Source organism: Acinetobacter sp. NCu2D-2 (assembly GCF_001647675.1).
Taxonomy (GTDB): Bacteria; Pseudomonadota; Gammaproteobacteria; order Pseudomonadales; family Moraxellaceae; genus Acinetobacter.
Window position 1 is genome coordinate 1,434,728 of the sequence record NZ_CP015594.1, and the last position, 13,779, is coordinate 1,448,506.

Below are 13,779 nucleotides of genomic sequence, written 5' to 3' on the forward strand. Positions count from 1 at the left end.
TGATTTCATTGTCATACTTTTCCTCCGCTTGTTTAAGTAAAGTTAGAGTAGTGAAAAAAATCCTATCTGTGAAATAACAACTTTGCATGTCTTTTGATCAAAAGTTCTTAAAGACAATTTTCGTAATACTTAGCAAAATTGATCATAAAATAAACTCTCTCTTGAAAATATTAAACATGTAAAAATCCAACTACAAAATACCACTTGTATCAAAGCCTTAGCCCATGCACATTGAAAGCATTAAGAATAAGAATGAGGCTTTCATTCCGCATGGCTAATCCATTACAACTCACGCGTCACAAATTACTCAATACTTTCTTCTCGCGCCATTCTGTTTGGTTTGCTTGTATATTCATCGCGCTCTTATTCACTATCTTTCATGTAGGTTATTCACCGCGCTATATTTATCATTTTCTACCTGAAACATTGGTCAATTCACTTTGGATTATTACCAGCATTTTAAGTTTTGTCGGTCTGTATGATGTCCTGCAAAACAAACATTCCATTCTAAAAAACTACCCAATCATGGGACATTTTCGGTATATTTTTGAAGAATTTAGACCTGAAATTCGACAATATTTTATTGAGTCTGATCAGGATGCCTTACCATTTTCACGTATGCAACGTAGCCTTGTTTACCAACGTGCAAAAGGCGAAAATGCCGATAAACCTTTTGGCTCAATTGTAGACGTCTATCAAAATAATTATAAATTTGTCAGCCATTCAATTACGCCTGTGAAAGCTGCAGATCCCGCCAGTTTTAGAATTGTCATCGGTAATGACCAATGTAGCCAACCCTATAGTGCATCTATTATGAATATTTCTGCGATGAGCTTTGGTAGTCTGAGTGCCAATGCCGTCCGCGCACTGAACCTTGGCGCAAAAATGGGGAACTTTTACCATGATACAGGTGAAGGCAGTATTAGCCCTTATCATTTAGAAAATAACGGTGACATTGTTTGGGAACTCGGTAGTGGCTATTTTGGTTGCCGAACCTTAAATGGTCAGTTTGATCCTGTCAAATTTGCCGAACAGGCAGCTTTACCGCAGGTCAAAATGATTGAAATCAAAATGTCGCAAGGCGCTAAGCCGGGTCATGGCGGCATTCTACCGAAGGATAAAATTTCCGAAGAAATTGCTCAAATTCGTGGCGTTAGCCGTGAGATCGATTGTGTTTCTCCATCCAGTCATCCTGCGTTCCACACCCCACTTGAGATGGTTTATTTCATTCAGCAATTGCGAGAACTCTCAAAAGGAAAACCCGTAGGTTTTAAATTATGCTTGGGTCAACCTTGGCAATTTATGAGTATTGTCAAAGCAATGCTAAAAACGGAGATCTATCCTGACTTTATTGTGGTGGATGGTTCTGAAGGCGGTACCGGTGCTGCACCAATTGAGCTCATTGATTTTGTAGGTGCACCATTAAGAGAAGGCTTATTGTTTATTCACAATACCTTAGTGGGTGCTGGTATCCGCGATAAAATCAAAATTGGTGCAAGTGGCAAGATCATTAGCGCATTTGATATTGCCAGTACACTTGCCATTGGTGCAGATTGGGTCAATTCTGCTCGCGGCTTTATGTTTGCTGTCGGTTGTATTCAAGCGCAGAGCTGTCATACCAATCAATGCCCTGTTGGTGTTGCAACGCAAGATAAAGACCGTCAAAAAGCTTTACATGTACCTACAAAAGCAGAGCGTGTGTTTAATTTTCACAAAAACACTTTACATGCACTATCTGAACTTATTGCAGCCGCAGGTGTCGAACATCCATCTGAAATTAAGGCGCACCATTTAGCACAGCGTATTAATAGCCACGAAATTAAAAATTATGCGCAGGTACATTTCTGGTTAAAAGATAAAGAGCTCTTAAACAGTCAAAATTTAGATGACGATAATTTTTATTATCGTATGTGGTCTTTAGCTGATGCCGAAAAGTTTTAAAGAGTAATCATCTCAATAAAAAAGCGAAGCCCGAGCTTCGCTTTTTTGATTTCAATAATAAGTTTTCGATTGATGTGCATGTAGAAAAGCAGGAATTAAACCGGTTAATGCGGCACGAATATCGGCACGTTCATTAATCAATTGATGTGAACCTTCTTCAAGCATGAGTAGTGTCTGTAAACGGAATTTACGACGGATAAACTCGACATTGTAACGCCAATCCACCGTTTGATCCTGTGCCCCTTGTGCCAACCAAACAGGAATTCGACAAGCCGGACGCGCTTCCATTTCTTGCATCCATTTTGACATCGCAAGAATCCAGTCCATCCCCATCATTCGCGGTTGTAACGGGTCTTTTAAACGTACAAAACGCAAAAATTCAGGGTTATGATTATTCCTGCGGAAATGACGGGGAACTTCACGTTTAATACGGCGAATAATGCCAAGACCGACAGAGTTATGCCACCACGCTGATTTTGCAGGACGAATTAATGGTGAAAGCAATAACACACGATCCACAAACGGATTCTCCCGTTTTTGTGCAAACTCGAGTAAATGATGCATCCAAATTGCACCACCCGTACTCTGTCCAATCCCTAACCATGGTTTAGGCAATTGCGCTGCATTTTTCACATAACGGTGTACCGCATGTAACACTTGCTGATAGTGATCAAAGTTTTGAATACTTGCCGGGGATCCATCACTTAAGCCATGTCCTGGCAGGTCATAAGTTAATACACTAAAACCTTGTGATAATAATTCCTCAACAATCGGCTGATAAATGCCACTATGTTCAAGATAACCATGTAGCAAAAAGACTGTCCCTTGAATTTTATCAAATGACGTTTGTTCTAAATGCGGCTCAAAGACTTGTACATGGATTTTAAACAATGGCATTTGTACAAAGCCTTGCCAGTGATTACAGTCCAAAGCATCAAAGCCATACAATTTGCGATAAGCCTGTAATTCAACCGTAGGCTCTTCTAGACGATTTAAATTCAATGCCTGTAGCACTTGAGGTGTCACATCGCGGCTAGGTACAGGTAAATCAAGCTGTTTTAAGATGCTTGGATTTAAAAATGGAATATCTGACATCTATGGCACCTCGCGACAATCACTCGAGCCAAACCACATGTCACGAATGGTGGCTAACATTTCATAATTTGCACGGCGACTATGATCATAATTTTTCACACTTGGTCGCCATGTGGTCAATGCACTCGGCATAGGTGCTTCAACAGGAATCGTTTGAATACCATTTAAAGCAAAAAGACGGCGAGTCCGTGGCATATGATAGCGATCTGTAATGAGAATCACGGTAGGTGCACCGCCCTTTTTCTGCAATAACAACGAACTAAAACGCGTGTTTTCACAGGTATTCATACTGCGGTCTTCAAGTAGTTTCGCATCAACATCGTGTGCTTTTAACCAGCGTTGCATATACGGTGCTTCAACACCACTTAAAACAATCGGTAATTTATATTGCTTTTCAACTGCAAGCGTTTTTTCCAATCTTAAACGCGTATATTCATTAACAATAATATCTTGACCATTTTCATGCAAGGTCAAGCCGCCGCCCAAAACGACGATTGCATATGGCTTGGACGCTGATTTTGATTTTTCATTCGATGTAGTGGTTTGTAAATACGCAGGTTCATCAATCACCTCAGAACTTGCAGGCAATTCTACTTCTTCAGGAATTTCATGGGTCATCAAGAATTCGGTATATTGATCAATACGTTCTTTATTCTCTGAACTGTCCCAATTCAATAATGCCCCTACACCGCGAGCAGGATCATTATTGGTCTCCTGAATCGTTTTCGCCAACATCGGAACTTGCGTCATATCTTGTTCAGCTTGGGCTTTTTCTTCAAGTTCATCACGCTGTTCTTTTAGAATTTGTGCTTGAAGAATTTTATAGCGTGCTTGAATGAGTGTGATATGTTCCGAACTATGTTGCGTAATATCCTCGTCCATCATTTTTAAATAAGCTTGGCGCGCAATCCACAAATCAGAGCCCGGTTCCAAATTTTCGTTTTCACTCAATGCAGCCTGTTTCTGACTCTGTGCTGCAACTTGATTGACTTCAAAAGGTACAAATTTATTTAAACCTTTGACAATCAAATCCGAATAAAACGGCGAATAGAGAAAAACCAAAAAACAGCCGAGTAATACAAACAGCACCGAAATGCTTTGTACTAAGCGCACCATCCAATGAGTTTTTCTCATATTTTTAGTTATCCTGATGTGAATGAATCAAGCCTTGTTCATTAAATAAAACAGGTTCAGGTTCCAAGGCAATATTAAATTTTTCAAAGACATCATGCTGAACCGCTCTATAAGTAGCACGTACATCTTTTAATGATGCATCAGCATAGTTCACCAAGACTAAAGCCTGCTTATGGAACATGCCCACTTTACCCAACTGTTTACCTTTCCAGCCACTTTGATCAATCAACCAGCCAGCCGCCATCTTAACTTGATTGTTTGGCTGCGGGTAATGAGGTAATTGCGGGAACTTTTGTTCAATTGAGTCAAATACCTGCTGATCGACAACAGGATTTTTAAAGAAACTTCCTACATTCGGATATTCCTTTGGATTCGGCAGTTTAGACTGGCGAATATGAATCACTTGTTGTTGCAGGTTTTCAGGAGTTTGTTCATCCCCCACTGCATTTTTTAAATCACCATAATTGAGTTTTAACACCGCTTGTTTCAGCAATTTAAATACGACATGAGTGATCACATAACGATTTGGGTCGTCTTTAAAAATACTATGACGATAAGCAAAGTCACAGTCAGCAGCCTGAATCGAACTAAAGCACTTCAACTGTCGATCATAGACCTCTACAAGATCGATGAACTCACCGACTTCAACGCCATAGGCACCGATATTTTGTACAGGAGAGGCTCCGACTAAGCCCGGAATTAAAGCTAAATTTTGTAATCCGTAGAATTGATGTGCCGTTGTCCAAAGCACGAAGTCATGCCAAACCTGACCTGCACCGACACGTAGACGTTGATACTCATCATTGTCATCAAGCAACTCAATGCCTTGAATATCCATGTGTATAACAAGCGCATGAATCTGTTCAGGCAGTAGCATATTACTGCCACCCGATAAAATAAGCAGATTAAGTCGCTCTTGCTCTGCAAAACGAATGGCTTCAACTAAGTCATCAGTATTTTTAATTTGTGTATAGTGCGATGCAACTGCATCCAAATTCAACGTATTAAAGGGTTTAAGTTGAACCTGTGTTTCGATATGCATAACTTAAACCTTTAGCAAATTCTGTTTAATGTATTGAGCCCAAGCTAAACTGCTTGATTCACATTGATCAAGGACACGTTCAAAGCCTGCTTCACCACCATAATAAGGATCTGGCAACGCTTGCTTAGGATATTGAGTATCATGCTCACTCATCAGTGCAACTTTGGCACGTGTATGCCCCAATGCCTGCTTGGCTTTTTTCTCAAGCGATAAAATATCGGCTAAGTTTTCATGATCCATCGCAAGGATCAAATCAAAATCAATAAAGTCCTGAATATTCAACTGTCTTGCACGTAACGCAGACAAATCATAGCCACGTTTTAACGCATGTTTTTGACTGCGTAGATCAGGTGCTTTATTGGGATGATAATTACTTGTTCCTGCTGAGTCGACCATGACATTGAGTTGATATTTGTCACAATAATGTCTGAGTACAACTTCTGCCGTGGGAGAACGACAAATATTTCCTAGACATACACACAACACCTTATATGGCGTTTGAGATGACATAAACAACCTCAGCGTTACTTTATTTCTAAGCTACTTATGTTAAGTTATTTGCATAATGAATCCTATATCACAATGACACAATAATCTTAAATTTAGTACAAAATAAAGGACATGCTCATGAATCGATTTCAGTTCCAAACCGTTCCCAATATTATTTCTGGGTTGGGAACAATCGAAGAACTCAAAGCTATTATTTTAAATGAGTGCTTTAAGCATGTTTTATTGGTCACAGATCAAGGTCTGATTGATCAAGGTTTGCACCAAACAATTCTTAATATTTTTAAAGATTGTCAGATTAATTACGCGATTTATTCTGATGTCGTTGCAGATCCTAGCGATCAAATCATTCTAAATGCGGTTGCTTTTAGCCGACAAGAACATATTGATGCAGTCATCGGTTTTGGCGGTGGCAGTTCCCTCGATGTCGCGAAGTTAATTGCGATATTAAGTCATCCTGAACAAACACAATCCTTGGCAGATTTATATGGTGTTAATCAAGCACGTGCACCACGTTTGCCATTAATTTTGATTCCTACCACAGCAGGCACAGGTTCAGAAGTCACGCCTATTTCGATTGTCACTACAGGTGAAACCACCAAAACAGGCATTGTTTCTCCAATTTTATTTGCAGACACCACTATTTTAGATGCGACATTTACCCAGAAATTACCACGACACATTACCGCTGCCACAGGGATTGATGCGATGGTACATGCCATTGAAGCCTACACCTCAAAAATCAAAAAGAACCCCTACTCAGATATGTTGGCAAAACAGGCATTGCGTTTACTCAATGCCAATTTACCTAAAGTCTTAGCAGATGGTTCAGATTTAGATGCTCGGCAGAACATGCTAGTCGGTTCTATGCTCGCAGGACAAGCATTTGCTAATGCACCGGTTGGTGCTGTACATGCACTCGCCTATCCGCTTGGCGGACATTTTCATATTTCACACGGACATAGCAATGCGATGGTCTTAACCGAGGTGTTAAAATTTAATGCCCCTGTCGCTAAAGCCTTATATGCCGAACTGATGACGTGGTTAGATCCTCGCAGTAAAGGCTGCCATGATGGTTTAACCGACTTATTTATCGATCACTTTAATAATCATCTCACCTTAAGTCAGCTTGATCTTAAACTCAGTGCATTTGCTATTCCTGAACATATGCTCACTATCATGGCTGAAGATGCGATGAAACAAACACGCTTATTACAAAATAATCCACGCGAAATGCAACTTGAAGATGCCTATAACATCTATCAAGCAATCTATGCCTAATATTCCTTTGTTCTTAAATCAAAAAATTTGATCTTATGAAAAATGCCATTAAACAGCGTCAGCAATATAACTTCTTTTTACCCATTCAGACTCGTTGGGCAGATAACGATATGTTTGGGCACGTGAATAATGTCACTTACTATAGTTATTTTGATACCGCCGCAAACGCACTCTTAATTGAAAAGGCAGGCTTTAAGCCACAATATTCACCGAGTATAGGTTTAGTGGTCAGTTCAAACTGTCAATTTAATCAGGAATTGTCATATCCTGAAATTATTGAAGTGGGGGTGGCCATTCAAAAACTTGGTCAGTCATCCATCACTTATGATCTTGCGATATTTAAACTTGGACATGACGATGCCGCAGCACAAGGTAATTTTGTTCATGTATTTGTAGACCGCACGACAAGAAAAAGCACCGCGATCTCGAACGAAATGCGCAGTGCTTTAGAGGATTTTTTAGCTGACTAAGTTTTATTTAAGCTGAATATTTTGCAATTCACCATCAAATTGTTGAAGCAAGTCCTGTACAGCAGGCTCAGCATTTAACAACTGCTCAGCACGTTGATAAGCGCGTGCTTTACGCTCATGTTGCATTTGATACGGTGTAAGCTGTGCGACATCTTCAAATTTGACATGGAAATGTGTCTGAGGCCATTGTTCTTTCAGCGCTGCTTCCAAATTATGCTGTAACTGCGTTAAAAGCTGCTGATACTGCTCAGGCACATGGAACACGGATTCTGCATTAATCGTTCCTGTCATTACGCCATATTGTGCCAGCTCTTGTACCGCTGGTGACAATTGACTATTACGGAACCAATATTCCCATTTTTCTACTGTCCATTCACCTTCTAAAACCTGCTCAGGAATTTGAAGAATATCTTGTGGCATTAAAGATTCATGGGATTGTTGTGCTACTTGAGCAGGCACTACACTTGCTTGGGACTGTTCAACAGACGAGATTTGCTCTTGAGCTAGTTCAGGCTGTTCTACTGTTACCTGTGGTTGAGCTTCTTCAGGCAAATACTCTGCCAATAAGAAATCATCTGAAGAAGGTTCTTCTACGACTTGTGCTGACTCTTGTGGAATGTCATCAAAACCAAATAATCCAGCATCTGCATTTGGATCAAAAACGATTTGATCTTGATTATTAGATGGTTGAATCTCAGCTGATTCAGCAAATGTATTGGTTTGAGCTTCTAGTGTTTGTTCTGCTGACTGAATTTCTTCATCAATAAAATCATCTGATGATGGCTCATTAATATGAGATTGCGCAGATTGATTATTAAATTCATCGTCCGATGCATAATCATCATGGAGAGGAAATTCTTCAATTACAGGTTGAACAGTGGCTTGCTGCTGAGTTTCTACTACAGGAGCACCTGACTGTTGGGTCGTTTGAGCTTGTTCAACTACAGGCTGTTGAGCTATTACACGATTCTGTGGAATTTCATTGGCTTGTAAAGGACGGAATGCAAGCAAACGCAGCACTGTCATTTCAAAACCTTGCTCTTGTGTTACCGCAAGCTGTAAATCCGCACGACCTTTACATGCAATCTGGTAATACAACTGCAAATCTTGCGCTGAGATTAAGCCCGACAATTGCATGATTTTCTGATTAATTTCAGCACTATATTTCAAGCTTAAATCTGGCAAGTATTGCAATAATGCCAATTCATGCAATGTCGAGATCAATTGATCAAGCACCAAAGACACATCTAAAGCCTGCTGACGGAATTGTAAAAGTAACTCACTGACACGTGATTTCTGGTTTTGATGAATCGCTAAAATTAAATCATAAATAATAGTTCGGTCGATCAATCCCAGCATGTCTTTCACATCTTGATGCTGAATTTCACCCTGACCATACGCAATTGCTTGGTCAGTCAGTGATAATGCATCACGAAGTGAACCTTGAGCGGATTCTGCAATTTGCCAAATCGCATCTTGATTGGCCTGAATACTTTCAAGACCTAGAATATGCGTGAGATGCTCGGTAATTTCATCGACTGCAAGAGGACGAAGCGTAAATTGTAAACAGCGTGAGATTACCGTAATGGGAAGCTTCTGTGGATCAGTTGTTGCAAAAAGGAATTTGACATGCTCAGGCGGTTCTTCCAATGTCTTGAGTAATGCATTGAAAGAATGCGTAGAAAGCATATGCACTTCATCGATCAAGTAAACCTTAAAGCGACCTTGTGTTGGCGCATAAGGCACATTGTCCAAAAGTTCACGTGTATCTTCGACTTTAGTACGTGATGCAGCATCGATTTCGATTAAATCAATGAAACGACCTTCATTTACCGCGCGACATGTTGGACAAACTTCACATGGTGTTGAGGTCACACCTGTTTCACAGTTCAAGCACTTCGCCAAAATACGTGCAATCGTGGTTTTACCTACACCACGTGTACCCGTAAACAAATAAGCATGGTGCAAACGTCCGCGTTCGAGCGCGCTGGTTAAGGCACGTGAGACGTGGTTTTGACCCACCAATTCATTAAAATTACGAGGACGATATTTTCGCGCAAGTACTTGATACATGTATGCTCCTTTTTACAGGTCTAAGCATACTGTTTTTTTGATAAATAGTGAAATAAATGCTCGACACAGATCAATAAAAATATTTCTAAATTTTCAATATATTATCTTTTTAAAAACAGTGACTTTCATAAGATAATTCATGGCATCCTAACTCAAATAGTTATCTCAAATAAACAAACGTTTGTTTGTTTAGTCTACGCATAAAATTATATGAATCAAAAATCAAATTAAGGTCGAAGTTCTTATTTAAAACAATATTTCGTGCTAAGGATTTCAAAACCACCCCTTACGCCCTTTCAAAATATTATCCACACAGCGTAAGGTTTCTTGAGTTAAACCCCATAAACGATAATCTCCAGTTAAAGAACCTGTTGGGAAATTATGCGTATAAGCAAAACTTAAACCACGCTCAGGATCACACCAAGCACCTGATCCATTAAAACCAATGTGACCAAAACCATTTGATGCTTTACCTAGCGTCAGAACTCGGTGATAACCCAAGCGCCAATGCATCGGCAAAGGCATAACTCGATCACGTTTGGTGTATTGAACCTGACTTAAACGATTAAAGACTTCATCTGATATAAATTGTTTATGCTCAAAGTTTCCTCGCTGAGCCAGCATGGCATAAATTTTAGCTAAACTTGACGCGCTAAATACGCCATTCGCCGCAGGAATGACTGCTTGTAAACCTGCGTCACTGAACATATTAAACTTGCTCATACCTTTGGGAATCATGGCATCTTGGAAATCTTGTGGACTCTGACCACTCAATTCTATTGCCTTTTCCATCAAGCTTGGCTTACGTGCTCTATTTTGCTTTGCAAAATCTTTAGCTGTTGTTGTATTTTTCTTTTTTCGTATTGGTCGAGCTACTCGAGCTAACGCGGTATCAGGCACGCCAAAATAAGCCCCATCTAGGGCTAGAGGGTCAACCAAATATTTTTGCATTAAAGTAGATAAACTTTGCCCTGTCGCTTTTTCTAAAACCCCAGCAATTTGCCAACCAAAGGTCAAAGGTTGGTATGCAGCATCCGCTCCTACATCAAAGCGTGGTTTGGCTTGTGCGATTACATCAAGCATATGCGACCAATCAACCATCTCTGCGGCATTATCAATGAGATTACGAATATCAAATAATCCACTTTGATGACTGAGCATATGCGCTAAGGTAATTTTATCTTTGCCATTTTGAGCAAACTCAGGCCAATATTTCGCTACAGGAACATCATAGTCCAACTGACCTTCGCTCACTAAAATATGAGCCAATGTCGCCAACACACCTTTACCCGTCGAATAGCATACTGACAAGGTATCGTGTTGCCATTTTTCAGTGGTCGATTTTTGCCCTGTATAAATATCAACTACTTTCTGATTTTGAAAATAGATACATAAAGCTGCCCCACCTAAATGACGACGTGCATCCTGAAAGCGACTAAACTGAGTTGCCAAATCCTTAAACCGCGGGTCAACATGTCCTGAATAATGATCTTTGGCTGCAAATATATAATCTTTAATTGGTTGCATCATTCCATCCTTAGAATGCTTTTTCATTTGGTTCGATTCAAAGAAAAAAGCCTAAAACAAGTTTAGGCTTTTGATCTGCTTAGATTTCTTTGACGCAACCAGAAACATGTGGTTTTTGCGATTTACTATTTCGAATCAGGAAGTCGGTATCTTTGCCTGAAACTGCCGTCACAAATTGAACTTTCGAAGGTAAATACATCGGCAATTTAAACCAAACATCCGCTTCATAAGCATCCGGTAAACTTAAGCTTGCCAATGCACGTGCTTTGCTCCACATACCATGCGCAATCGCTTGTTTAAAGCCAAATGCTTTTGCAGTAATTGCATGAATATGAATCAAGTTAAAATCACCTGATGTTAATGCATAACGACGCCCTGTATTTTCAGAGACATCCCATTCTGCATTGACTTCATAATTCGGTACTTTGCTATCCGCAGATTTAGCAGCCGCTTTAGCATCAGATTTCTGACGCGACAAATAAGTCGTTAAAGCTTCAACGACAACCTCATTCCCCACTTTGACTGTAGTAATAAAGTCAAATTGAACGCCTTTTTCATGCGGCTGTAATTCACCAAACTTACATGACAAGGTCAGTTGTTCATTGACACCAATTTTACGGTATTGTTTGATTTGGTTACGAATATGTACCAAACCTAAAATTGGAAATGGAAATGCTTCAGATGTCATCATGTGCATCTGTAAACTTTGTGATAAAACAGTTAAATAAATTGCAGGAATATAACCATTATTTTTAAAGCCACACACTTCGTTATAGCTTTTTAAATGCTTTACATCCACTTTAAGTGAATCCACCACATATTCAACTTGCGGCAAAACTTTTTCACCTTTCGGTTTTTTGATAATCAAACCTTGAATCACTTTTGGATAAGCAAGATAGGGTTTTGGAAGTTGACTAAAATGGCGTGTATTCATAGTGAACCTTTAAATAATTTTATCTTTATTAGATTTCCCTCGACTTTCATGAGGGTTTAGGAATTTTCTGATATTCCCATTCTATTCTAATCTACCTGAATCCCTCTTTATGAAAGAGGGACTTCCCCTCCCTTTAAATAAAGGGAGGTCGGGAGGGATTAGATTAAGCCCCGAGTAAGCTTTGACCACAAACGCGAACCACGTTACCGTTCAAACCTGTTGATGCAGTCGCAGCAAACATTGCAATCGTTTCAGCAACATCGACAGGTAAACCACCTTGACTCATCGAGTTCATACGGCGGCCAGCTTCACGAATCGCAAATGGGATTGCAGCCGTCATTTGTGTTTCGATGAAACCAGGTGCTACAGCATTAATCGTGATGCCATTTTTCAGTGTTGGCGCAGTAAATTTCACAATACCAATCACACCTGCTTTAGACGCAGCATAGTTGGTTTGACCTAAATTACCCGCAATACCTGAAATTGAAGATACACACACAATACGACCATTCGCATTGAGACCATCGTTCGATAACAAGTAGTCATTCACGCGCTCAATGGCTGATAAGTTAATGTTAATCACTAGATCCCAAAGCTCAGGCTTCATGTTTGCCAAAGTTTTGTCACGGGTAATACCAGCATTGTGAACGATAATATCTAAACCACCTTTCGCCGCGGCTGCTTCCTTAATTTTTTGACCGGCATCTGCAGCAGTAATATCAATACCGAGGGTTGAACCGCCAATTTCGCTTGCGACACGATCTAAATCCGCTTGTTGTTGCGGAACATCTAGGCAAATCACATGCGCACCATCACGCGCCAAAATATGAGCAATGGCTTCACCGATACCACGGCTTGCACCTGTCACCACAGCGGTTTTACCTGCAAGCGGTTTTGTCCAATCTACATCAACAGTATCCGCTTTAGAGACACGAATCACTTGACCAGATACATAAGCAGAACGTGGTGAAATCGAAAAACGTAGAGCAGATTCTAAGTTTGCTTCAGCACCAGCATCGACATAAATCAGGTTTGCAGCAATGCCCTTTTTAAATTCTTTACCAACAGATTTCACAAAGCCTTCTAGCGCACGTTGTGCAATCGCTTGTTTCACTGTTTTTGCCGATTCAGGGGTTGTTCCTACAACAACCACGCGACCAGATGCTTGAATTTGACGCGCAATCGGATTGAAGAATTCATAAAGTGATTTTAATTGCTCAGAGTCTTGGATGCCTGATGCATCGAAAATCACCACTTTAAACTTAGATTCTTTGTCACCTGAATTAAAAGCGCTTAGGTTTAGACCTGCTTGAGCAGCTGCTTGTTGTAATTCTGCATTGTTACCTGCATAGCTATTGGCATGAACATTGGAAAGCACTTGCGAAATCGCAGCAGTTAATGAACTTGTAGGAGCTGCACCGAGTAACACCGCACCTTTTACTACAGGTGTAGCTGAATCAAAACGATCTAGCGAAGTTGGTGATGGCAGACCCAAATTTTTAATGACAAATTTACCAATGGGAGATTTTGCGAAAGTTTGATATTGGTCAGTCATGTTTATTATCTCTCATACAAATTAGTTTTTGATTGATCTAAAGTTATCCTTAAACTTCAATATGATGTCAGATACTTATATTTCAATAGATCCATCAGTTTCATTCTAATCATACTTGAGATACTTTATGGATGTCTTGACCTGAGCGCATTCTCTAATGTCATTGGAGTCAATTCAGCCTATAGGCAACTATGCTAATGTACGCTATAAGATGATGATC

11 protein-coding genes are annotated in these 13,779 nt (G+C 40.0%); 3 read left to right on the forward strand and 8 right to left on the reverse strand.

Going from position 1 to position 13,779, the window contains the following annotated elements:
* Nucleotides 1-270: 270 nt before the first annotated feature.
* A complete protein-coding gene (locus A3K93_RS06840; RefSeq protein ID WP_067730127.1) occupies nt 271-1,941 on the forward strand; it encodes an FMN-binding glutamate synthase family protein in 1,671 nt (556 codons plus the stop codon).
* Between the two features lie 51 nt (nt 1,942-1,992).
* On the opposite strand, the gene A3K93_RS06845 is transcribed toward A3K93_RS06840, so the two are convergent.
* Genes A3K93_RS06845 through A3K93_RS06860 form a run of 4 tightly spaced genes read right to left on the reverse strand, consistent with a single transcriptional unit; the run spans nt 1,993 to nt 5,722 of the window.
* Nucleotides 1,993-3,036 (reverse strand): alpha/beta hydrolase, encoded by a 1,044-nt coding sequence (locus tag A3K93_RS06845; protein ID WP_067730129.1) that lies wholly within the window; start codon nt 3,034-3,036, stop codon nt 1,993-1,995.
* A complete protein-coding gene (locus tag A3K93_RS06850) occupies nt 3,037-4,170 on the reverse strand; it encodes a YdcF family protein (RefSeq protein ID WP_067730131.1) in 1,134 nt (377 codons plus the stop codon).
* A gap of 4 nt (nt 4,171-4,174) precedes the next feature.
* On the reverse strand, nt 4,175-5,212 hold the full coding sequence (gene murB, locus A3K93_RS06855) for a UDP-N-acetylmuramate dehydrogenase (RefSeq protein WP_067730133.1): 1,038 nt from the start codon (nt 5,210-5,212) through the stop codon (nt 4,175-4,177).
* Between the two features lie 3 nt (nt 5,213-5,215).
* The gene (locus tag A3K93_RS06860) at nt 5,216-5,722 is read right to left on the reverse strand and encodes a low molecular weight protein-tyrosine-phosphatase (protein ID WP_067730134.1); all 507 of its coding nucleotides are present in this window, start codon (nt 5,720-5,722) and stop codon (nt 5,216-5,218) included.
* A gap of 117 nt (nt 5,723-5,839) precedes the next feature.
* Between A3K93_RS06860 and A3K93_RS06865 the strand changes: the two genes are divergently transcribed.
* The gene (locus A3K93_RS06865) at nt 5,840-7,000 is read left to right on the forward strand and encodes an iron-containing alcohol dehydrogenase (protein ID WP_067730135.1); all 1,161 of its coding nucleotides are present in this window, start codon (nt 5,840-5,842) and stop codon (nt 6,998-7,000) included.
* A gap of 35 nt (nt 7,001-7,035) precedes the next feature.
* A complete protein-coding gene (locus tag A3K93_RS06870) occupies nt 7,036-7,470 on the forward strand; it encodes an acyl-CoA thioesterase (protein ID WP_067730136.1) in 435 nt (144 codons plus the stop codon).
* A 3-nt stretch (nt 7,471-7,473) separates the two neighbouring features.
* Here the strand turns inward: A3K93_RS06870 and dnaX are convergent, their stop codons facing one another.
* The 4 genes from dnaX to A3K93_RS06890 all read right to left on the reverse strand — a co-directional run bounded on the left by dnaX (nt 7,474) and on the right by A3K93_RS06890 (nt 13,559).
* On the reverse strand, nt 7,474-9,543 hold the full coding sequence (gene dnaX / locus A3K93_RS06875; RefSeq protein WP_067730137.1) for a DNA polymerase III subunit gamma/tau: 2,070 nt from the start codon (nt 9,541-9,543) through the stop codon (nt 7,474-7,476).
* A 273-nt stretch (nt 9,544-9,816) separates the two neighbouring features.
* A complete protein-coding gene (locus A3K93_RS06880; RefSeq protein WP_067730138.1) occupies nt 9,817-11,070 on the reverse strand; it encodes a serine hydrolase domain-containing protein in 1,254 nt (417 codons plus the stop codon).
* Between the two features lie 79 nt (nt 11,071-11,149).
* Nucleotides 11,150-12,004 (reverse strand): MaoC family dehydratase, encoded by an 855-nt coding sequence (locus A3K93_RS06885; RefSeq protein WP_067730139.1) that lies wholly within the window; start codon nt 12,002-12,004, stop codon nt 11,150-11,152.
* Between the two features lie 163 nt (nt 12,005-12,167).
* On the reverse strand, nt 12,168-13,559 hold the full coding sequence (locus A3K93_RS06890; protein ID WP_067730140.1) for a 3-oxoacyl-ACP reductase: 1,392 nt from the start codon (nt 13,557-13,559) through the stop codon (nt 12,168-12,170).
* Between the last annotated feature and the right edge of the window lie 220 nt (nt 13,560-13,779).